This is a genomic window from Pseudomonas sp. (assembly GCF_050739935.1).
Classification (GTDB): domain Bacteria; phylum Pseudomonadota; class Gammaproteobacteria; order Pseudomonadales; family Pseudomonadaceae; genus Aquipseudomonas.
Window position 1 is genome coordinate 33986 of the sequence record NZ_JBOICF010000116.1, and the last position, 21119, is coordinate 55104.

Below are 21119 nucleotides of genomic sequence, written 5' to 3' on the forward strand. Positions count from 1 at the left end.
GATCAAAACGATGATCATTTTGCTCAATTTCAGAACGTTAACAGATGCCGCACCCCCATAAAAACAAGGAGCACTTGCCGTGGCCCAGATACCTATCAAGCGCAGTATCGAACGTGTACCCGGCGGCATGATGATCGTGCCGCTACTGATTGGCTCGCTCGTCGCCACCTTCCTGCCTGACATGCCGAAATTCTTTGGCTCGTTCACCAACGCGCTGTTCACCGGGTCGCTGCCGATCCTGGCGGTCTTTTACGTGTGCATGGGCGCAAGCATCGACATCAAAGCCACGCCGTACCTCCTGAAGAAAGGCGGCGTGCTGTTTGGCACGAAGGTCGGCACCGCCATCGTCATTGGCGTGATCATGGGGCACTTCCTGGGTGAGCAGCCGATTACATCGGGTATTTTCGCCGGGCTTTCCACCCTTGCCGTCGTCGCTGCGATGAATGACACCAACGGCGGGCTGTACATGGCATTGATGGGCCAATACGGGCGTTCCGAGGATGTGGGTGCCTATTCAGTGATGTCGCTGGAATCGGGTCCGTTCCTGACAATGGTCACGCTGGGCGTGGCCGGTCTGGCGGCATTTCCCTGGCCGACGCTGGTGGGCGCAATCCTGCCGCTGTTGCTGGGCATGTTGCTGGGTAATCTCGATCGCGAAATGCGCGATTTCCTGGCCAAGGCAGTGCCAGTGATGATTCCGTTTTTTGCGCTGGCGCTGGGTGCGAGTCTGGACCTGCACAAGGTCTGGCAAGCTGGTTTGCTGGGCATTGGCCTAGGGCTGGCGGTCGTCGTGTTGACCGGTATCCCACTGTACTTTGCCGATCGCGTTTCGGGCGGCACGGGCGTAGCTGGCGTTGCAGCAGCGAACACCGCGGGCAACGCTGCGGCTGTGCCTGCGCTCGTTGCAGCGGCCAATCCGGTGTACACCGAAGCGGCAAACTCCGCGACGCTGCTCGTCGCTGCGTGCGTTGTGGTTACCGCAGTGCTGTCGCCGATTCTTACTGCATCGATCGCCAAACGCTACAAAGAGCGTCACGCTGAAAAGCAAGTGAGCGTGAATGCAGAGCGGGAGGTCGTTCGATGACTGTGCTGATCATTGCCGATGATCTGTCGGGCGCGGCCGATTGCGCGATCGCCTTTGCCAGCGCTGGGCTGAGCACGGTAGTGACCCTTGATGCGTCTCACAACACCGGCGATGCCAGCGTGGTCGCCATCGATACCGACACACGCCGTCTTTCTGTAACTGCGGCGGGCGAGCGCACGTTGACGGCCTATAAGACGCTGCTCAAACCGGGCCAGCGTCTGTACAAGAAGATCGATTCGACGTTGCGTGGCAACTGGGCCGTTGAAGTTGCCGCACTCGCGCCACACGCGGGCCTTGCGATCATCGCACCGGCATTCCCTGCCACTGGCCGTACCACGTTGCACGGCAAAGTGCTGGTCAATGGTCAGCCGCTGGAAACCACCGATACCTGGAAGCTCGAGCATGCTGATCGTTCCGCCGATATCTCTTCAATGCTCGAAGAGTCGGGTCTGCGTGTCGCCAAACTGAGCCTGGATACATTACGTGGTGATCAAGCCGTGTTGGCACAACACATTACCGAGATCGCCAATAGCGAGGTTGGTGCGCTGATTATCGATGCCCAGACCGCCGAGGATCTGCAGACCCTCGCGATCGTGACTGCAAACGTCACCGCGCCGCTGTTCTGGGTAGGTTCAGGTGGTCTGGCTCGCGAAATGGCTGCGTTGCCGGAGCTGCTTTCCGCGCCGCTCCAGACTTCGCCTCCGCCCCATGAGAAATACGCACCAACATTAGTGTTGGTCGGCAGCCTGTCCAGCGTTTCCGAACGTCAATGCGCGATGCTCAAGGAGCGCGCATTGATCGGCGAGCTTGTCGTACCGCCTGCGGTCTTGCGTCAGGGTATGTCCCATGGCGACTGGGCTGGCTGGGAAATTCGCATCGGCGAATATCTGCGCCGCGGAGAGGATCTGCTGCTGCGCATTGGCCGTGACGACGCGTTCGACCCCGCCGAAGGCGCCCGACTCTCTACGTTGTTGGCCGCTATGGTGCGCCCGCACTTCGCTTACGTCGGTGGCCTGATCGCCACCGGCGGCGAGACCGCTCGCGCCATGCTTGGCGCAGTCGGCATCGGCAGCCTGCAATTGCTCTGTGAAATCGAAGCAGGCGTTGCATTCGGGCGCCCGATTTCCAGTCGAGAAGGCCATCGCCCTGGTGTCGTCACCAAAGCCGGCGCGTTCGGCACCGACCACGCACTGTATGCGGCCTGGCTGCATATGAATAACGCTGTAGAACCTGCGCAATACGCTGCAGGCCCCGTCTCGAATCCTGCGCTACAAGGTAAACAATCATGAGTAATTATTTGCCCGTCATCGGCATCACCATGGGTGACGCGACCGGAGTTGGTCCGGAAATCATCGTCAAGAGCCTGACCCACGACGTGGTGTACCAGCAGTGCCGTCCGTTGGTAATCGGCGATGCTGGACGTCTGGAATTGGCCAACGAAATCGTCAAGGGCAGCGCCAAGATTCGTCGTATCAAAGAGGCGTCCGAGGCTCAGTACCAGCCCGGCACCATCGACTGCATCGACCTGAACCTGATCCCTGCCGACCTGCCGTTCGGTCAGCTTTCGCCGATTGCCGGCGATGGTGCTTACCAGTACATCGCCCGCGCCGTGCAACTGGCCGAAGCAGGCCAGATCGATGCGATCTGCACCGCGCCGCTGAACAAGGAAGCACTACACGCAGGCGGGCATAAATACCCTGGTCACACCGAAATGCTCGCGCACCTGACCCATGTCGATGAGGTGTCGATGATGCTGGTGGCCCCGCAGTTGCGCGTCATCCATGTGACCACCCACATCGGCATCATCGATGCGATTCGCAAGATCGAACCGGGTCTGGTCCAGCGCACCATCGAACGCGGCAACGCGACGCTGATCAAGGCTGGGATCGCCAAGCCACGCATAGGTGTCTGCGGCATCAACCCGCACGCGGGCGAGAACGGCCTGTTCGGCTATGGCGAGGAAGAAGAGAAGATCATCCCGGCGGTGAAGCTGTTGCAGGAGCAAGGCTTGGATGTGACCGGTCCGCTGCCGGCCGATACCCTGTTTTTCCGCGCGGGCCGGGGTGATTTCGACCTGGTGGTCGCGATGTACCACGATCAGGGTCACGGCCCGGTAAAGGTGCTCGGCCTGGAAGCGGGTGTGAACGTGACAGTCGGTCTCGAAGTGATTCGTACTTCCGTCGATCACGGCACCGCGTTCGACATCGCTGGCAAGGGCATAGCCGACGAGCGCAGCTTGCTGGAAGCCCTGCGTCAGGGGGCCGAGCTGGCCACGCGTCGGGGGTGAAGCGCGGCGACGTCGCAGGTGAGAAGCGGCGGCCCGGTCGTGTAAGATCATCGGCCTTTGTGCATTGAGGCCGTCCATGAAAGCCACTGACCGACATCGCGCCATTCTCGAACTGGTGCGCGCCCGCGACACCAACGTCGAGCAACTGAGCGCCGCCCTTGGCGTGTCGGAAGCCACCGTGCGACGCGACTTGGCCATGCTCGCCAAGCAGCGGCATCTAGTGCGCACCCACGGTGGCGCCACTGCGCTGATCGGTGTGCACGAGCCGGAAGCTTCGCTGGAAGAGCGCAAGGCCACTCAGCGCGACCAGAAAGACGCCATCGCCAAGGCGGCTGCGAGGCATGTCGAAGATGGCGACACGGTCTTGCTCGATGGTGGCACTACTTGCGCTGCGCTGGCGTTACATCTTTGCTCGCGGCAAAACGTGCACGTGGTCACCAACAATCTTCTGGTCGTGATGACCCTCGCAAACGCGCCGGGCATTCGTCTGACCCTGATTGGTGGCGACCTGCGCGGTTCCAGCATGAGCACGCTCGGCCCGCTCGCGGAACTGACATTGAGCCGGTTGAGCGTCGACAAAGCGTTCATGGGTGCTGACGGCGTAGTGGCGGAGTTCGGTTTGTGTGAGGCGAGCGATCAGCAGGCTTACCTCAAGGAATGCATCATCAAGCGCGCCGCGCAGGTCTTCGTCCTCGCCGACGCCGACAAACTCGGTCGCGCCCGTCAACAGCACTGGACGCCCATCGAGCGCGAGTGGACGTTGATCACCTCATCTCAGGCGGATGAAGCGCTGTTGGCACCGTTTCGCACGGGGCGGCAGATTGTGGTCGAAACGGTGGGCGTTTAACTGGCAAAGGACTGCGCAGTACACGCTGTAAGCGTGCGCTGCGGACCGTGCCTGAGCGGGTTAGCGAATTTCAGATTTTCCACTTCTTCGCAGTTTTCGCCAGCCGCTGCTGCAGCGCTTCGATGTTCAGCGCCAGTTGCCGATTCATCAGCTGGTAGCCCAACATTTCCGCCGATGCGGCTGGCGCCTCCGGGCCAACTGCCAGTGATTCCGTCGGACGCTTCAGGCGCTCCGTGGCCCCACTTTGCAGAGCGCGCGCCATGCCGATAAGCATGCGCCGAATCCGACGCTGCTCCGCGGTCATTTGGACATTGCCAAAGTCTGCGGGACGTAAGTTGGAAAGGATCTCCAACGTGCTCAGGCACATGCGGAAATGCCCTTGAATCGCGTCCAGTTCCACAAGCGAGATCTTCACTTCTTTCGACACTGACGGTATCAGCGAGCGCAATTGCAGCATCGTTGCGTTGAGCTTGGCGGTCAGCTTCAAATGTTCATCGGCGGCATTCGACTGCCCGCTACTGATACGCTCGTAAACCTTCGCGCAATCGCGCAAACCGCTGGCCAGGTTGTAGCGCCACGAATACACCGCATACAGCGGCAACGCGAAGGAAAACGCCAGCGCCAGCGCAATACCGATCAGAATATCCACCGTCCGCCAAAGTCCGTCGGTGATCGGGTTATCGCCATGACCGGCGACGATAAACAGCGTAATCGCCGACAACAGCGCCGTATAACCGCCCTTGCCGATGGCGTGATAAGCGAAGAAACCGCAGATCAATGACATGATCACGTAAGTCAGCAGCGGCATGCCCAGATAACTCTCCTGCGCCACCACCGCCAACCCCAGCGCCGCCCCGATCAATGTCCCGTAAGCACGCTCCACCGATTTCTTGCCAATATTGCCGTGATGCTGCAACCCGCCAATCACGATCAGCATCGTGACCGATGCCCACTCGCCGTGGGGCAGATGTATGCCAGTTGTCAGCAATATTGAGACCAGCAGGCCGACAACGATACGACCCGCATGGATGTAGCGGGCGTGGCGATAACGGCGGTAGGGGTCCAGAAGTGGACGCAGGACGCGACGGAGAAAGAGGGGCAGGGAGGGTGTATTCATGGATTTACAGACCGCCGAAGTCGCGAATATATCCTCAGGTCAGCCCGGAAACTCTCGTTAGGAAGGCTCCGAAGTATGTTGTCGCCAAGCCGACGAGAATAATCCCCGCAGGACGCTCCCACCAGTTTTTCACTTCACCCGGCGGCATCTGCAAGGTGAGCACCGTGACGCTCGCTGGTTGATTGATGACAGTGGCCGCTGGGTCCTTTGGAAGCATGGATCGTAACCACAGCTCGTCTCGGGCTTTTTTTCTAATGGCGGCGACATCATCCGAGAGCTGCTTCCCGCATCCCCTGATATAAGCGCCGGCGGCTATGACGATCATGATTCCGATAAACATCAACATATCCGGGCTCAAAGGCTGGTGCACGTCTACTCGGGGAGTTACGTCCCACAATGGCTGCAGGAAACTGGTGTGTCGGTATACGACCAGGCAGAGGTTTTGCAGTTGGTATCCGAGGCCGGAAAGGGGCGTGGCTTTGAGCTGCTCCCCAAGGTCGTAAATAAACAGGACTGAAAACATCATTAATTGAGTGAGTCCGAGCAGCATGACCACCAAGCCCGACCATTTCATCCTTGTTGCTTTCTTTATTGCTTCCAAAACCGTCATGTCGTCCCTATTCCTTTGATTTTGAGAATTTCAATGTTTTCGCATCCTGCGATCAATGAGGGTGATTTGGCTCCTCAGCAATAAAAAAGCCGCGCAATGCGCGGCTTTTGGAGGTGGTGGGCCCACACGGACTCGAACCGTGGACCAAAGGATTATGAGTCCTCTGCTCTAACCAACTGAGCTATAGGCCCTCAGTCAGGCGGCGGATTATAACGACGGTTTCCGTGCTGTGCTATCCGAAAAGTCTGAAACCGTCATACGAAGAAACGTCGAGCAGAATTCTTCGGGGCGCAGGGGCAGGCTGACGATGTAGCCCTGGATCTGTTCGCAGCCTTCGTCGGCAAGGAATTGTTGTTGTTCGAGGGTTTCCACGCCTTCGGCGATAACGGTCAATTGCATGCTGCGACCCAGCGCGATGATGGCACGGGCGATAGCGGCGTCGTGCTGGTCGTCCGGCAGACCGCGCACGAATGACTGGTCGATCTTGAGGGTGTCCAGCGGCAGGCGTTTAAGGTAGCTGAGCGATGAATAGCCGGTGCCGAAGTCGTCGATCGCCAGTTGCACACCGAGTTTTTTGAGGCGGTGCAGCACTGAAAGCGCTTCTTCGGTCTGGGACATAATGAAGTTTTCGGTGATTTCCAACTGCAGGCATCCAGGCTGTAGTTGGTATTGATTAAGCAGCTGTTCGATGCGATTGAGCAGATTGGGTTGGCGCAGTTGTGCGCCTGCCAGGTTCACTGAAAGCGAACCGAACACGTCGTAGGTCTGGTTCCATTGATGGAGTTGCTGACAGGCTTTTTCCAGTACCCATTCGCCGATCTGCAAGATCATGCCGTTTTCCTCTGCCAGAGGAATGAACCGCTCAGGTGGGACTTCTCCGAAAGTTGGGTGGGTCCAGCGGATAAGGGCTTCAGCCCCGACCAGTCGTTGTGTCAGCAAACTGATCTTGGGCTGGTAGGAAAGAGTGAATTCGTCGCGTTCAATGGCGCGCCGCAGTTCGTGCTCCAGCGCAATGCGCTCGCTGGCCTGGGCGGTTAGGTCGCGGGTGTAGCTTTCGACGCGGTTACGGCCTTTTGCCTTGGAGCGGTACATGGCGGCGTCGGCATTTTTGATAAGGGTAGCGACATCCGCGCCGTCGGAGGGGAACAGGGCGGTGCCGATGCTGGTGCTGATGAAGAACTCATGCTCCCCCGCCTGGAAGGGGGCCGAGAAGCTGTTCAGCAGTTTGGTGGCGATGGCTTCGGCGTCTCTATCGGTTTGCAGGCCTGGGAGCAGGATGATGAATTCGTCACCACCCAGTCGGGCGACTGTATCGATGTCGCGCACGTTTTCTTTCAAACGTTGGGCGATGCCTTTTAGCAGCAGATCACCGACAGGATGTCCAAGGCTGTCGTTGATGTGCTTGAAGCGATCAAGATCGAGGAACAGTACCGCGCCGAGACTATGGGATTCCGTGCTGTGAACAAGGGCTGCGTGCAGGCGACTTTCGAACAGTGTGCGGTTCGGCAGGCCGGTCAGCGGGTCGTGGTGCGCTTGATAATCGAGCCGCGCCTGGGCCTGTTTGAGACTCGAAATGTCGGCGAAGACAGCGACGAAATGGGTGATGAACCTGTCGCGGTTGCGCACCGCGCTGATCGTCAGCCAGCTGGGGTAAATCTCGCCGTTCTTGCGGCGATTGCTGATTTCTCCCTGCCAATGGCCCTCTGCGGTCAGCTGATACCACATGGCTGCGTAAAACGCGCTGTCGTGTAAGCCCGAAGCCAACAGGCGCGGTGTCTCGCCTATGGCTTCGCCCTCGCTGTAGCCGGTGATTTCACTGAACGCGCGGTTGACGGCGTTGATGCGCTGACGCGTGTCGGTGATCAGTACGCCTTCGGCGGTGCTCTCGAAAACGGTGGCAGCCAGCTGCAGTTTTTCCTGCATCTGCTGGCGTTCGGTAATGTCACGGGCGATGGTCAGCATGCAATCCTCACCGCCGATGGGCAGCGGCCGTGATGAGATTTCGCACAACCGTATCTGCCCGTCCCTACGCCGGATATGACTGGTGAAGTCTTTGACGAAGCCATCGCGGTTCAGTTGTTCCAGCAGCTGTTGGCGCTCGTTAAGGTCCACCCATATCCCAAGTTCCAGCGTTGTGCGATCCAGTGATAGCGAGCTGTGATAGCCAGTGATGCGGCTGAACCCATCGTTGATTTCCACCAGCAATCCGTCACTTTGCCGTGAGATGAGCAGGCCATCCGGAGAGGAGTGGAACGCCTTGGCGAATTTCTCCTCGGACAACTGCAACTGCTGCTGAGCCTCCTTGAGCGGGGTGATGTCGCGCACCACTACGACTACGGCAGGCATTGAGTCCAGGTCGAAAGGCTCGGCGGACAAAAGGCCGGTAAACGTTCGCCCGTTACTGCGCCGAAATGGCATTTCCAGGTTACGGATGCTGCCCTTTTGCAGGCGCTGCAGCAGGCTGGGGCCGATATCCGGAATGCCCCAGATGTTCAGTTCGCTCGGCGTTCGGCCAATGATGTCGCTGGGGTTTAGGCCAATCTGCTCGACGAATGCCTGGTTCGCTTCCAGAAAGCAGCCGTCGGACAGTCTGGCGATCACTAGAATGTCCGGACATTGCGCGAATACCGAGGCAAATTTCCCTTCGGATTGGCGCAGTGCTTCTTCTGTCTGTTTGGCTTCGGTGATGTCGATCATGAGGCCGCGCATCACCGGTTCGTGGCCGTAACTGATCAACGTAACGATGTCACGTATCCACAATGTGCGGCCGTCGGCACTGATGACTCGATAATCGACGCTGTGATCGTTGCCCAGTTTTGTTTGTTCGTCGCAGTAGGTTACGGCAGCTTGCAGATCCGCAGGGTGCACAAGGCTGCGCCAGAAACCGGGCTTGAGCCATTGGTGGAGAGGATAGCCAAGCAGGTTCTCGGCGTGGGGAGAAACATAGTTGTACGAATAGTCATGGGTGTTGGCTTCCCACGCGATGGCCGACAGACTTTCGATCATGCCGCGGTAATGGTATTCGCTGCTGCGCAGCTCCTGTTCCAGCGCCACTCGACGGGAAATTTCCGAGCTGAGGCGGCGATTGATTCGGACCATTATCGCCAGAATCGTCGACAGCAGGAGCAGCCCCGGAAGCCCATAGAGCAGGAAGTCCCACCAGAACTTGGCCGGTTCGGAAATGCGAGATGGGGACGCCGGGATCTCGGAATCTGCTTGTGGTGGACCGGCATAGGCCAGATTCCCTGGGAAACGGCTGTCGAAATATGGAGGGTAGCCTCCCGCAACGCTGATCCCGCTTGGGTGTTCGATGTCCGACGATGCAGTATCCGTACTCTGCATTGATCCCTCATGCATGCCCTGCCAGGTCGTTTCCTCTTTGGGAAGAACCTGAGCGTCGACCGTCGTCGACCCCATCAAGCACAAGAAAGCAATGGCCGGCATCCAAAACATGGCAGCCTCTTTAGTCGCATCGTTAGGAATGATTCGAGTGTAGCTGTGCTTGGGGCGGGTGGCACACTGCCAATTTTTTTGTTCCCTGAAGCGCAAAACCCCCGGCAGGGCCGGGGGTCTTGTTTTGACGCGTTTAGCTTACTCGTCCAGGAACGAACGCAAGTGTTCGCTTCTGGTCGGGTGGCGCAGCTTGCGCAACGCCTTGGCTTCGATCTGACGAATACGCTCGCGTGTTACATCGAACTGCTTACCGACTTCCTCGAGGGTGTGGTCAGTATTCATGTCGATACCGAAGCGCATACGCAAGACCTTGGCTTCACGGGCGGTAAGACCCGAGAGAACTTCACGCGTAGCTTCTTTCAAGCTCTCAACGGTTGCCACATCGATTGGCGACTGCATGGTCGAGTCTTCGATGAAGTCACCCAGATGCGAATCTTCGTCGTCCCCGATCGGGGTTTCCATGGAGATCGGCTCTTTGGCGATCTTCAACACCTTGCGGATCTTGTCCTCAGGCATTTCCATGCGTTCGCCCAGCTCTTCCGGCGTCGGTTCGCGACCCATTTCCTGCAGCATCTGACGGGAAATACGGTTGAGCTTGTTGATCGTCTCGATCATGTGCACCGGAATACGGATGGTGCGAGCCTGGTCCGCGATCGAGCGAGTGATCGCCTGACGAATCCACCAGGTGGCATAGGTCGAGAACTTGTAACCACGACGATATTCGAACTTGTCCACCGCCTTCATCAGACCGATGTTGCCTTCCTGAATCAGATCCAGGAATTGCAGGCCGCGGTTGGTGTACTTCTTGGCGATCGAGATCACCAGACGCAAGTTGGCTTCAACCATCTCTTTCTTCGCGCGGCGGGCCTTGGCCTCACCGATCGACATGCGACGGTTGATGTCCTTGATTTCCAGCACCGTCAGACCGGTTTCTTCTTCCAACGCGGACAGCTTTTGCTGGCAACGTTGAATATCAGCCTGCAGGCGGCCAATGGCTTCGGCGTATTTGCCCTTGCCTTTGGCCAGCGCATCGGTCCAGCTCTGGTCGACTTCATTGCCCGGGAACTGACGCAGGAAGTCGGCACGCGGCATCCGCGCATCACGCACACACAGCTGCATGATGGCGCGTTCTTGTGCACGCAGACGCTCCAGGGCGCTGCGAACGCGTTCGACCAGACCTTCAAACTGTTTTGGAACCAGTTTGATCGGCATGAACAGTTCAGCCAGAGCCAGAAGCTCCTGATGAGCCTGTTTGCTGCCACGACCGTGCTTCTTCAAGGTCTTGAGGGCAATCGCCATCTGATCGGAGACCGCACCGAAGCGCTGCGCCGCAACGACCGGATCAGGACCGCTTTCGGTCTCTTCCTCGTCGTCGCCATCGGCAGACTCTTCGTCGTCATCGTCAGCGGCTTCAGCCTTTTCGGCTTTCTGATCGATCGGTGGCGGTACCTCGGCTGGCGGCGCGATGCCGTCGTCCGGATCGATATAACCGCTCAGAACGTCGGACAGGCGACCACCTTCGGTGGTAACGCGGGTGTATTCGGAGAGAATGTGCTCGACCGTACCAGGGAAGTGCGCGATTGCGCCCATCACTTCACGGATGCCTTCCTCGATACGCTTGGCGATTTCGATTTCGCCTTCGCGTGTCAGAAGCTCGACCGTACCCATTTCACGCATATACATGCGCACAGGGTCGGTCGTGCGACCGATGTCGGTTTCGACTGCCGCCAACGCTGCGGCTGCTTCTTCAGCGGCCGCTTCGTCGGTGTCAGCTTCGGCCAACAGAAGGGCGTCCGCATCCGGAGCACTCTCGAATACGTTGATCCCCATGTCGTTAATCATGCGGATGATGTCTTCCACCTGTTCCGGATCTGAAATATCCTCCGGCAGGTGGTCGTTGACCTCCGCGTAAGTCAGGTAACCCTGCTCACGACCACGGCTGATCAACTCTTTGAGGCGAGACTGCTGTTGCGCTTTTCCGGACATAACACCCTATCCACTGAAGGTCTTGGCGGGCAAAAAACAAGCCGAGGATTATACCCGAGCTCGGACCTCACGCGCCAGTTGAGGTCGGGGTTTGTGCAGGAACTTTGCGATTTAACAGGTTGAGTAGCTGAACTTTTTCCTCAGCACTCAGCCCGGTCTGCCGTTCCTTCCTGATCAATTGATCCAGGCTTCGCTCGCGTTGGCGAGCGGACAAGCTAGTTATAGTGTCGAAAAACTGTTGTTCAAGGTTATCGGCCGAGATCAGCCATTCCTTTTCCGCTAGTTGTCGTAATAATCGCCCCTGATCGGTTCCATGCCAGCGAGCGATCAACTGCAGGGATCGCAGCTTTGGGTTTTTCTGCAGTGCTTCGAGCAGTGCCACCAGCAGTTGCGAGTAAACATTGTCTTCGGCCGCGAAGTGGCTGGTATCTTCCACCTTCTGTGACAGATCAGGATGATGCAGCAGGGTCCTGAGCGCTGTCAGTGTCGGGGGTTCGACGGTTGCCGGTGTTCGCGGGGCACGCGGTTCAAGGTCCGGTCGTTTCCCGTTCTTGTCCCACTTCTTGCCTTTGTCCCAGGGTTTCTTCTCCCACTTCTTCTGTTGCCCGCCGGATGTGTTGGGCGTCCACTCCTGCTGCGGTTCATACCCGTCATGCGGCTGGTAATTGCCGTAATCGGGCACTGAATCGTAGTCGAAGCCCGGGTCATAGACCGGTTGTGCCTCAGCCGGAGCGGACTGCACCAACTGATTCACGGCTGCCGTATCCAACCCGGTGATTTCCTTGAGCCGGCGACGCATCAATTCACGCAGGTTGGCTCCCGGGACTTTTTCGATCAGCGGCGCCGCCAGGGTCACCATGTGCGCCTTGCCTTCCAGCGAGCGCGGGTCCGCCTCTTTGGTCAGCTGCTCGAAAAAGTAGTCGGCCAGCGGTTGCGCGTGCTGATTGATCCTGGCCTTGAACGCATCGGTTCCCTCAGCGCGAACCAGCGTATCCGGGTCTTCGCCTTCGGGCAGAAACAGAAAGCGGGCGCGGCGGCCATCCTGAAGGCTGGAAAGCGTCGCCTCCAGCGCTCGCCAAGCGGCATTGCGGCCCGCCTGGTCTCCGTCGAAACAGAACAGCACGTTCGGCACCACGCGAAACAGTCTTTTCAGATGCTCTTCGCTGGTGGCGGTACCCAGTGTTGCAACGGCGTTGCGCAAACCCTGCTGAGCCAGCGCAATGACGTCCATATAGCCTTCGACAACGATGATTTCATCGAGGTTGCGATTGTATTTGCGTGCCTCGAACAGGCCATAAAGCTCTTGGCCCTTGTGAAATACCGGTGTCTCTGGAGAGTTCAGGTATTTCGGTTTGTCGTCACCCAGAACGCGACCGCCAAAGGCAATCACCCGGCCTCGTGTGTCGCGAATGGGGAACATCACCCGGTCGCGGAAACGATCGTAGCGCTTGCCGGTTTCGGCGTTCTCGATCAACAGGCCGGCATCGATCATTGCCTTTTGCTGAAGGGTGTCGCTGCTCAGGTGCTTGTACAGATTGTCCCAGCCGGGCGGAGCGAACCCCAAGCCGAAATCGCGGGCAATCTCGCCTGATAAGCCACGGCCTTTCAGGTAGTCCACCGCGGATTTGCGTGTTGGATGGCTTTTCAGCGCGGCACGGTAAAAATCGGCGGCGGCGGTCAGCAGCGGGTAAAGCGGCGAATCCGTGGGCTGCCTCGGTTTTTGGCCTCTGACACCCTGTTCGCGGGGTACTTCCATGCCAGCGGCTTTGGCCAGATCCTCGACGGCCTGGGGGAAATCCAGGTTGTCGTGGTCCATGATGAAGCCGAGGGCATTGCCACCCGCGCCACAACCGAAGCAGTAATAAAACTGCTTGTCGGGACTGACGCTGAACGACGGTGTCTTTTCCTTGTGAAAAGGACAGCAGGCGCTGAAGTTCTTGCCGGTTTTCTTTAATTGAACGCGTGAGCTGACAACATCGACGATGTCGGTGCGGTTCAGAAGGTCGTCAATAAAACCTTGGGGAATCAGTCCGGCCATGGCGTTCTCATCATCAGGCGCCCCGCCAGAAAGATCGTGGCGAATCCAAAGCGTAACGACGGTTGCTTGGTCAGTGTAGACGGATCGACGCTGCCTGAATCAGGCTGGAAGAGTTCGACAGGGTTTGCCTTATCGCATCTGCGACGTCGACAGCCTCTGTCTGTATTGCTTGATGCTAAAACTGAAACTGCCGACAGCCCGGCTTTGGGGCCGGGCAAGGCAGAAGCTAGCGACGAGCGTCTGTATTAATACAGACGAACGGCGCGGCGCTGTTCGCGCTGAACTTTCTTCGCGTGACGTTTAACAGCAGCAGCTGCCATACGCTTACGCTTGGAAGTTGGCTTCTCGTAAAATTCGCGGCTACGAACTTCGGCCAGAGTGCCGGCTTTCTCGCAGGAGCGCTTGAAACGACGCAGAGCTACGTCGAAGGGTTCATTCTCTTTAACTTTGACGGCTGGCATCCAGAGCTACCTTCATTCATTACCGGGGTCGACGCCTCGTACAACGCTTGCACTGAGTACGCCGGTTTTAAGGGTTGCGGATGTTAACCCCTCGGCGCGAGGAATGCAAAGCCCCTGATCGAAAACTGCTGGTCGCAGGCATGAGCGGCGACTATTATGCGCGCCTTCGAAATCAGCCTCTACAAGGCGTACCCCATGTTAGTACTGGGATTGGAAACTTCCTGCGACGAGACCGGCGTTGCGCTGTACGACAGCGAACGTGGCCTGCTCGCCGATGCATTATTCAGCCAGATCGACCTGCACCGGGTCTACGGCGGTGTGGTCCCGGAACTTGCGTCCCGCGATCACGTAAAGCGCATGCTGCCCCTGATTCGTCAGGTGTTGGCCGAAGCCGACTGTGCTGCCACCGAGATCGACGCGATCGCTTACACCGCAGGTCCCGGCCTGGTAGGTGCGCTGTTGGTCGGCGCTTCGTGTGCTCAGGCGCTGGCCTTCGCGTGGGATATTCCCGCGCTTGGTGTTCACCACATGGAAGGCCACCTGTTGGCCCCTATGCTGGAAGAGCAGCCGCCCGAGTTTCCGTTCGTCGCTTTGTTGGTTTCAGGTGGTCACACGCAGTTGGTTCGCGTTGATGGCATTGGCCTTTATGAGCTTCTGGGCGAGACGCTGGACGACGCAGCCGGTGAAGCTTTCGACAAGACCGCGAAGATGATGGGCCTGAACTATCCAGGTGGCCCCGAGATTTCCCGCCTTGCGCTGAGCGGAGAGTCGGGCCGTTTTACGTTTCCGCGGCCTATGACCGATCGCCCCGGCCTTGATTTCAGTTTCAGTGGCTTGAAAACCTTCGCTCTGAACACCTGGCAGCAATGCCAAAGCGCTGGAGACGACGGCGAGCAAACCCGTTGCGACATCGCGCTGGCCTTCCAGCAAGCGGTGGTGGAGACTTTGACCATCAAGTGCAAGCGCGCACTCAAGCAAACCGGCCTCAAGCGTCTGGTCATTGCCGGGGGCGTGAGTGCGAACAAGGCTTTGCGTCACTCGCTGGAGCAGATGCTCGCAGGGCTGGGTGGCAATGTGTATTACGCGCGGCCGGAGTTCTGCACCGACAACGGTGCAATGATCGCATTTGCCGGGTGTCAGCGCCTGCAGGCGGGGCAGAAGGAGAGTCTGAGCATCAGCGTCCAGGCTCGCTGGCCGATGGAGCAGCTGCCGGGTCTTTAACGATGCGATTTGGTTGATGAAAAAAGGCTCGAATGAGCCTTTTTCATCTTTTGTATTCAGAAATGCCGTTCGCGCCCCGCAAACAGGTCGCGTAGATTGCCTCGATGGCGCCAGACGATCAGTAAGGTCAACAGGCTCATGGGCAACAGCGCACGAGGCTCCTGCCAGGCCAGCAACGGCAAGGTCAAAGGCGTTGCGATCAGCGAGGCCAGGGAGCTGGTGCGGGTGAGGTAGAAGGTAAGTAGCCAAGCGGCGATCGCCAGCAATGCGGCGGGGGCATACAGGCCCAGCAGCATGCCGGCAGCGGTAGCGACACCTTTGCCGCCCCGGAAACGGAAATACAGCGGAAACAGATGGCCGAGCACTGCGCATAGCCCAATCCAGGCTTGCTGGCGAGGGTCGAGTCCGGTCCAGCCAGCGATCAGCACCGGGATTAACCCTTTGCAGAGGTCGCCGATCAGGGTCAGGATAGCGAGCTTCTTGCCGGCCAGACGCAGCATGTTAGTGGCGCCGGCGTTGCCCGAACCACTGGCGCGCGGATCTGGACTGCCGGTGATGCGGCTGAGCAGGATGGCGAAGGACAGCGAGCCGAGCAGGTAGGCGAGGATCGCCAGTAACCAAAACATGCTAACCATTCCGGGCAGGGATGTTCTGATTCTAACGGCGCATCGCGCCCTTGTCGTGCAGCGGAGAGAAAGGCTTGGACAGAGTTTTCATTGAGGGTCTGGAGGTCGATACGGTGATCGGAGCCTACGACTGGGAGCGCGGCATTCGTCAGTGCCTGCGTCTGGACCTGAGTTTTGCCTGGGACAATCGGCCGGCAGCGGCGGGTGACGACCTGAGCAAGGCGCTCGACTATGCCAGCGTCTCCGCGCGTATTCAGGCCTTTGCCGAGGTTTCACAATTCCAGTTGGTCGAGACCTTCGCCGAGCGTCTGGCCGAAGTGTTGATGAGTGAATTCCACATTCCCTGGCTGCATCTGAAACTGACGAAGCCCGGAGCTGTGCCAGCGGCCAAGGGCGTGGGCGTGGAGATCGAGCGCGGATGCCGCTGACACGGATTTTTCTGGGCCTGGGTAGCAATATCGACCGGCATCGACACCTGTGCGCCGGGCTTGAAGCGCTAGCCGGTTTTCTTACCGACATGTCCTGCTCGCCTGTGTTCGAGAGTCACCCGGTGGGCATCAAGAGTGGGCCGTTCATCAATCTCGTGGTGTCGGCACTGACGGACCTGCCGTTGATCGAACTTGACCGTCGCCTGAAATTCATCGAGGCCGATAACGGTCGTTATGCGCCCGACCGCAAGGGTTTGCCGCTGGACATCGATGTGCTGTTGTATGGCGATCAGGTGGGCAACTTCGATGGATTGATCCTGCCGCGCGCAGAGATTCTGAAGAATGCATTCGTACTGTGGCCGTTGTCTCTGATTGCGCCCGATAAGCTGCACCCAGACGTAGGCGTGACATTCGCCGGTTTGTGGGAAAACGCGCAAATCGACCAGAAGCTGTGGCCGGTCGGGTTTGAGTGGCGGGGTGAGCAGTTGACGCCAATTTCGATGTTGGCAGCAATTTAGCAGCCGACGATATCCCCTGTGGGAGCGAATTCATTCGCGAAAGGTGTATGAGACGATACAGTTGTGTCGAATGTACGTCCCCCTCGCGAATGAATTCGCTCCCACAGGTCAGTAGGCGTCCACCGTATCCTCGTTCAACCCTGATACGACGCCCTGTAAACCGTAGGCGTATTTATTCGCGATGCGGCGGTGCGTCTGATAGATATCTATCGGACGTACTGGCTTCTCGCGAATGAATTCGCTCCCACAAGGTCAGCAGGCGTCCAATGTAATCGGGTTCAACCCTGATACGACGCCTTGTAAACCGTCAGCGTATCCAGCCGTTCCCGCTTGAGCGCCTCGCCCAACTCTTGCCCTTGGTAACCCTTGTCCAGCAATGGCTGCACGGCCACTTGCCTGGCTGCTTCAGCCGCACCGCGCAGGTATTCGGCCTGTGGATAACTGCGATCCTCGAACCCCTTGCGGCCCCGGGCGTCCATTTCGCAGGCGACGATGAACTCTTCGAAACGCTGAGGGCGGCGGTAAACGTCGAAGCTTTGCAGCAGATCGAGCAGCGTCGACGGCTTCAATTCCAACGCTCGATGCCCGTGGGTGTGATATTGGCCGACCAGCAGCGCCAGTTCTAGGCAATCCCTTGGCACCTTGAAACGCAGGCTGACGGCCTTGATGGCTTTCAGGCCCTTTTGCTCATGGGCGATATGCCGTGGCCATTCTTGCTCCGGCGTCAGCCCTTTGCCCAGATCATGCAGCAGGCACGCCCAGCGAACACTGAGCGGCTGATGGTGCAGCGCCGACTGGTGCAGAACACTGAGGACATGCAGGCCAGTGTCGATTTCGGGATGATGGGCTTCGGGTTGAGGCACGCCAAACAGCGCATCGATCTCCGGCATCAGCACCTTGAGGGCGCCACATTCGCGCAGAACCTGGATGAATACTTGTGGCTCCTGTTCCATCAACGCGCGGGAAATTTCTTTCCAACTGCGCTCTGGCGTCAGGGCTTCCAGTTCCCCCGACGCGCTGAGTTGGCGCATCAGCATCAGTGTTTCAGGGGCGATGATGAAACCGTCAGGGGCATAGCGGGCAGCAAAGCGCGCAACACGCAGCACACGAAGGGGATCTTCGGCGAACGCCGGGGAAACGTGACGCAAGAGGCGTTCCTGTAAATCGCGCTGACCATGAAAGGGATCAGTTAGATGACCCTCTTTGTCTTCGGCGATGGCATTGATCGTCAGATCGCGACGGATGAGGTCTTCTTCGAGGGTCACGTCTGGGTCAGCATGAAACACGAATCCGCCATAGCCGCGCCCGGTCTTGCGTTCGGTGCGGGCAAGCGCGTATTCCTCGCCGGTCAGCGGATGCAGAAACACCGGAAAGTCCGTGCCCACCGGGCGATAGCCCTTGATTAGCATTTCATCGGTTGTCGCGCCAACGACGACCCAATCGGTGTCTGCGACCGGTTTGCCAAGCAGACGATCGCGAACCGCGCCGCCGACTTTATAGATCTGCATAAAAAACCTCCGTAAGCGCGACAGGATAAACCTTACGTCGCGCTTGCGGAGGTGCATTTTTAGTCAGGTTCCGCTTTAGCTTCTATAGGTGAACGACGGCCAGGTCGAGCCGGGGATATTCACTGTCAGCGTGTTCGCTTCTCGGTGGCACATGGTGGGTTTTCATCACCTGATCGCCTTGCAGCGTCTCCAGATGAATGTCGAAGCCCCACAACCGATGCAAGTGTTTGAGCACTTCGTCGGTCGAATCGCCCAGCGGTTTACGGTCATGCTGCTGATGGCGCAGCGTCAGCGAGCGATCACCACGGCGGTCGATGCTGTAGATCTGCACGTTGGGTTCGCGGTTGCCCAAGTTGTACTGCGCAGCGAGGGTTTCCCGGATTGTCCTGTAGCCTGTTTCGTCATGGATTGCAGGAACCAGCAGATCGTCCTTTTGATCGTCATCCAGAATGCTGAACAGCTTGAGGTCGCGGATCACCTTGGGCGACAGGTATTGCAGGATGAAGCTTTCGTCCTTGAAGCTGCTCATCGCAAACTTCACGGCAGTGAGCCAATCAGTGCCGGCCAGGTCCGGGAACCAACGCCGGTCTTCATCGGTGGGGTGTTCGCACATCCGCCGAATGTCCTGATACATGGCAAAACCCAGGGTATACGGGTTGATGCCGCTGTAATAAGGGCTGTCGAAACCGGGTTGGAACACGACACTGGTGTGGGACTGCAAGAATTCGAGCATGAATCCATCAGTTACCAGCCCTTCGTCGTACAGATCATTCATCAGGGTGTAATGCCAAAAGGTCGCCCAGCCTTCGTTCATGACCTGCGTCTGACGTTGTGGATAGAAATACTGGGCGATCTTGCGCACGATACGTACAACTTCACGCTGCCAGGGCTCGAGCAACGGCGCATGTTTTTCGATGAAATAGAGGATGTTTTCCTGTGGTTCGGCAGGGAAGCGGGCGTTGTCCTCCTTGTCGTTCTTGCTGGCGTTTTTCGGGATGGTGCGCCATAGATCGTTGATCTGCTTTTGCAGATGCTCTTCTCTGTCCTTCATGCGACGGCGTTCTTCTTCCGCCGAGATAGGGTAGGGGCGTTTGTAACGGTCCACACCGTAATTCATCAGCGCATGGCAGGAGTCGAGCAGGTCCTCGACGGCATCGATACCGTGTCGTTCTTCGCACTGCATGATGAACTGCTTGGCGAACACCAGGTAATCGATGATCGAACTGGCATCGGTCCAGGTGCGAAACAGGTAATTGCCTTTGAAGAAGCTGTTATGGCCATAACACGCATGGGCAACGACCAGCGCCTGCATGCAAATGGTGTTTTCTTCCATCAGGTAAGCGATGCACGGATCTGAGTTGATGACGATTTCGTACGCCAGACCCATCTGCCCGCGTGAGTAGGATTTTTCCGTGCTGAGGAAGTGCTTGCCGTAGGACCAGTGGTGATAGCCCAGCGGCATGCCGACCGACGCGTAGGCGTCCATCATTTGCTCGGCGGTGATCACCTCGATCTGATTGGGGTAAGTGTCCAGGGCATAACGCTCGGCGATGCGGCTGATCTCCCGGTCGTACGCCTGGATCAGTTCGAACGTCCACTCTGAACCCGTGGAAAGGGGTTGGCGCTTCTGCTCTCTAGCGGTCATGTCACTAACCTGCGCTGGAAGAGTTCACGGAATACCGGATAGATATCACCGGCAGAGACCAGCTGCTGCTGGGCGAACGTGTCAGCGAAGGCATCGCCGATCCGTTCGTATTCGAACCACAGTGCCTGATGCTCGCGCGGGGTAATTTCGACGTAAGTGTAGTACTGCACGAACGGCATGATCTGCTTGATCAGGATGTCGCGGCAGATCGGCGAGTCATCGTTCCAGTTGTCACCGTCCGAAGCCTGTGCCGCATAGATATTCCACTCGTTGGTGGGGTAACGCTCAGCCATAATCTCCTGCATCAGTTTCAATGCACTGGAAACAATGGTGCCGCCGGTTTCCCGAGAATAGAAAAACTCTTCCTCGTCGACCTCGCGGGCGCTGGTGTGGTGGCGGATGAACACGACCTCGATCTTGTCGTAGTTCCGTTTCAGAAATAGGTAGAGCAGGATGAAAAAGCGTTTGGCGATATCCTTGGTCGCCTGAGTCATGGAGCCGGAGACGTCCATCAGGCAAAACATGACGGCCTTGGAGCTCGGGTTGGGCTGCTTGACCAAGAGGTTGTACTTGAGGTCGAAGGTGTCCAGATAGGGGACACGCTTGATCCGCGCCTGCAAACGCTGGGCTTCGATCTCCAGTTCTTGAATGTCGCCGAAATTGTCGGGTTCTTCGCGCTTCAGGCGTTCAAGTTCTGCCAGTACCTCGCGTAGTTTGGCCCGGCTACTGCCAGACAGCGCGATGCGTCGCGCATGTGCCGAGCGCAAGGTTCGAATGATGTTGATACGCGAAGGATTGCCTTCATTGCTGATGCCGGCGCGAACGGTCTTGAAGGTGTCGGTGCCGGTCAGGTTGCGTTTGACCAGATTGGGAAGTTCGAGGTCCTCGAACATGAATTCAAGGAATTCTTCCTGGGTGATCTGAAACACGAACTCGTCCATGCCTTCGCCGGAGTTGCTCGCCTTGCCAGGCCCCTTGCCACCGGCACCGCCTTGTGGACGGGCGATGTGTTCTCCGGTGGTGAATTCCTTGTTGCCGGGGTGGACGACGGTCTGTTTACCGCCGCGCCCATGGTGCAGCACCGGTTCGTCGATATCGCGACCGGGGATGCTGATCTGTTCGCCATGCTCCATGTCGGTGATGGAGCGGCGGCTGACTGCTTCTTCGACTGCTTTTTTGATGTGGTCACGGTAACGGCGCAGAAAGCGCTGCCGATTTACCGTGCTCTTGTTCTTGCCATTGAGACGTCGGTCGATCACATAGCTCATAGGCCCTCCGGGCAGCTACAAG

At 58.1% G+C, this 21119-nt stretch carries 16 protein-coding genes, 1 tRNA gene and 1 pseudogene; 7 read left to right on the forward strand and 11 right to left on the reverse strand.

What is annotated here, in order from left to right; all coding sequences use genetic code 11:
- Nucleotides 1–79 precede the first annotated feature (79 nt).
- From ACRER8_RS23495 to ACRER8_RS23510, 4 genes are all read left to right on the forward strand, one after another.
- Entirely contained in the window at nt 80–1084 is a 1005-nt protein-coding gene (locus ACRER8_RS23495) for a 2-keto-3-deoxygluconate permease (protein WP_431748575.1), read from the forward strand.
- Nucleotides 1081–2373 (forward strand): four-carbon acid sugar kinase family protein, encoded by a 1293-nt coding sequence (locus tag ACRER8_RS23500; RefSeq protein ID WP_431748576.1) that lies wholly within the window; start codon nt 1081–1083, stop codon nt 2371–2373. The genes ACRER8_RS23495 and ACRER8_RS23500 overlap by 4 nt, the downstream gene beginning before the upstream one ends.
- Entirely contained in the window at nt 2370–3371 is a 1002-nt protein-coding gene (pdxA, locus tag ACRER8_RS23505; RefSeq protein ID WP_431748577.1) for a 4-hydroxythreonine-4-phosphate dehydrogenase PdxA, read from the forward strand. Before ACRER8_RS23500 ends, pdxA begins: the two co-directional genes overlap by 4 nt.
- 76 nt (nt 3372–3447) lie before the next feature.
- Nucleotides 3448–4218 (forward strand): DeoR/GlpR family DNA-binding transcription regulator, encoded by a 771-nt coding sequence (locus tag ACRER8_RS23510; protein ID WP_431748578.1) that lies wholly within the window; start codon nt 3448–3450, stop codon nt 4216–4218.
- A 70-nt stretch (nt 4219–4288) separates the two neighbouring features.
- On the opposite strand, the gene ACRER8_RS23515 is transcribed toward ACRER8_RS23510, so the two are convergent.
- From ACRER8_RS23515 to rpsU, 7 genes and pseudogenes are all read right to left on the reverse strand, one after another.
- Nucleotides 4289–5335: an FUSC family protein gene (locus ACRER8_RS23515; protein ID WP_431748579.1), complete on the reverse strand. Its 1047-nt coding sequence runs from the start codon at nt 5333–5335 to the stop codon at nt 4289–4291.
- Between the two features lie 34 nt (nt 5336–5369).
- Nucleotides 5370–5945, reverse strand: a complete 576-nt coding sequence (locus ACRER8_RS23520) for a YniB family protein (protein WP_431748580.1) — start codon at nt 5943–5945, stop codon at nt 5370–5372.
- A 114-nt stretch (nt 5946–6059) separates the two neighbouring features.
- Nucleotides 6060–6136 (reverse strand) — tRNA-Ile (locus tag ACRER8_RS23525).
- Nucleotides 6137–6152: 16 nt separating this feature from the next.
- Nucleotides 6153–9110: pseudogene (locus ACRER8_RS23530) on the reverse strand (sensor domain-containing protein); the annotation flags it as partial.
- A 426-nt stretch (nt 9111–9536) separates the two neighbouring features.
- Nucleotides 9537–11384, reverse strand: coding sequence for an RNA polymerase sigma factor RpoD (rpoD, locus tag ACRER8_RS23535; protein ID WP_431748581.1), 1848 nt, complete (start codon nt 11382–11384; stop codon nt 9537–9539).
- Between the two features lie 67 nt (nt 11385–11451).
- Entirely contained in the window at nt 11452–13422 is a 1971-nt protein-coding gene (dnaG, locus tag ACRER8_RS23540; RefSeq protein ID WP_431748582.1) for a DNA primase, read from the reverse strand.
- 245 nt (nt 13423–13667) lie between these two features.
- Entirely contained in the window at nt 13668–13883 is a 216-nt protein-coding gene (gene rpsU, locus ACRER8_RS23545; protein ID WP_110951580.1) for a 30S ribosomal protein S21, read from the reverse strand.
- A 195-nt stretch (nt 13884–14078) separates the two neighbouring features.
- On the opposite strand from rpsU, the gene tsaD reads away from it, so the two are divergent.
- The gene (gene tsaD / locus ACRER8_RS23550) at nt 14079–15104 is read left to right on the forward strand and encodes a tRNA (adenosine(37)-N6)-threonylcarbamoyltransferase complex transferase subunit TsaD (protein ID WP_431748621.1); all 1026 of its coding nucleotides are present in this window, start codon (nt 14079–14081) and stop codon (nt 15102–15104) included.
- Between the two features lie 56 nt (nt 15105–15160).
- Here the strand turns inward: tsaD and plsY are convergent, their stop codons facing one another.
- A complete protein-coding gene (gene plsY, locus ACRER8_RS23555; RefSeq protein ID WP_431748583.1) occupies nt 15161–15730 on the reverse strand; it encodes a glycerol-3-phosphate 1-O-acyltransferase PlsY in 570 nt (189 codons plus the stop codon).
- A gap of 74 nt (nt 15731–15804) precedes the next feature.
- On the opposite strand from plsY, the gene folB reads away from it, so the two are divergent.
- Nucleotides 15805–16158, forward strand: a complete 354-nt coding sequence (gene folB / locus ACRER8_RS23560; RefSeq protein WP_431748584.1) for a dihydroneopterin aldolase — start codon at nt 15805–15807, stop codon at nt 16156–16158.
- A complete protein-coding gene (gene folK / locus ACRER8_RS23565) occupies nt 16149–16676 on the forward strand; it encodes a 2-amino-4-hydroxy-6-hydroxymethyldihydropteridine diphosphokinase (protein ID WP_431748585.1) in 528 nt (175 codons plus the stop codon). The genes folB and folK overlap by 10 nt, the downstream gene beginning before the upstream one ends.
- Nucleotides 16677–16954: 278 nt before the next feature.
- Here folK and ACRER8_RS23570 read toward each other — a convergent pair whose 3' ends face one another.
- The 3 genes from ACRER8_RS23570 to ACRER8_RS23580 form a co-directional block, all read right to left on the reverse strand.
- On the reverse strand, nt 16955–18184 hold the full coding sequence (locus ACRER8_RS23570; RefSeq protein ID WP_431748586.1) for a multifunctional CCA addition/repair protein: 1230 nt from the start codon (nt 18182–18184) through the stop codon (nt 16955–16957).
- 82 nt (nt 18185–18266) lie between these two features.
- A complete protein-coding gene (locus tag ACRER8_RS23575) occupies nt 18267–19829 on the reverse strand; it encodes a SpoVR family protein (RefSeq protein ID WP_431748587.1) in 1563 nt (520 codons plus the stop codon).
- Complete coding sequence (locus tag ACRER8_RS23580) at nt 19826–21097, reverse strand: YeaH/YhbH family protein (RefSeq protein ID WP_431748588.1); 1272 nt, start codon at nt 21095–21097, stop codon at nt 19826–19828. Before ACRER8_RS23580 ends, ACRER8_RS23575 begins: the two co-directional genes overlap by 4 nt.
- Nucleotides 21098–21119: the final 22 nt, after the last annotated feature.

Coding starts and splice junctions, on each gene's coding strand:
- rpoD (WP_431748581.1), bottom strand. CDS start 11,384: ATGTCCGGAAAAGCGCAACAGCAGTCTCGCCTCAAAGAGTTGATCAGC.
- folK (WP_431748585.1), top strand. CDS start 16,149: ATGCCGCTGACACGGATTTTTCTGGGCCTGGGTAGCAATATCGACCGG.
- pdxA (WP_431748577.1), top strand. CDS start 2,370: ATGAGTAATTATTTGCCCGTCATCGGCATCACCATGGGTGACGCGACC.
- ACRER8_RS23515 (WP_431748579.1), bottom strand. CDS start 5,335: ATGAATACACCCTCCCTGCCCCTCTTTCTCCGTCGCGTCCTGCGTCCA.
- ACRER8_RS23570 (WP_431748586.1), bottom strand. CDS start 18,184: ATGCAGATCTATAAAGTCGGCGGCGCGGTTCGCGATCGTCTGCTTGGC.
- dnaG (WP_431748582.1), bottom strand. CDS start 13,422: ATGGCCGGACTGATTCCCCAAGGTTTTATTGACGACCTTCTGAACCGC.
- ACRER8_RS23520 (WP_431748580.1), bottom strand. CDS start 5,945: ATGACGGTTTTGGAAGCAATAAAGAAAGCAACAAGGATGAAATGGTCG.
- ACRER8_RS23510 (WP_431748578.1), top strand. CDS start 3,448: ATGAAAGCCACTGACCGACATCGCGCCATTCTCGAACTGGTGCGCGCC.
- ACRER8_RS23575 (WP_431748587.1), bottom strand. CDS start 19,829: ATGACCGCTAGAGAGCAGAAGCGCCAACCCCTTTCCACGGGTTCAGAG.
- ACRER8_RS23500 (WP_431748576.1), top strand. CDS start 1,081: ATGACTGTGCTGATCATTGCCGATGATCTGTCGGGCGCGGCCGATTGC.
- rpsU (WP_110951580.1), bottom strand. CDS start 13,883: ATGCCAGCCGTCAAAGTTAAAGAGAATGAACCCTTCGACGTAGCTCTG.
- plsY (WP_431748583.1), bottom strand. CDS start 15,730: ATGTTTTGGTTACTGGCGATCCTCGCCTACCTGCTCGGCTCGCTGTCC.
- ACRER8_RS23580 (WP_431748588.1), bottom strand. CDS start 21,097: ATGAGCTATGTGATCGACCGACGTCTCAATGGCAAGAACAAGAGCACG.
- tsaD (WP_431748621.1), top strand. CDS start 14,079: ATGTTAGTACTGGGATTGGAAACTTCCTGCGACGAGACCGGCGTTGCG.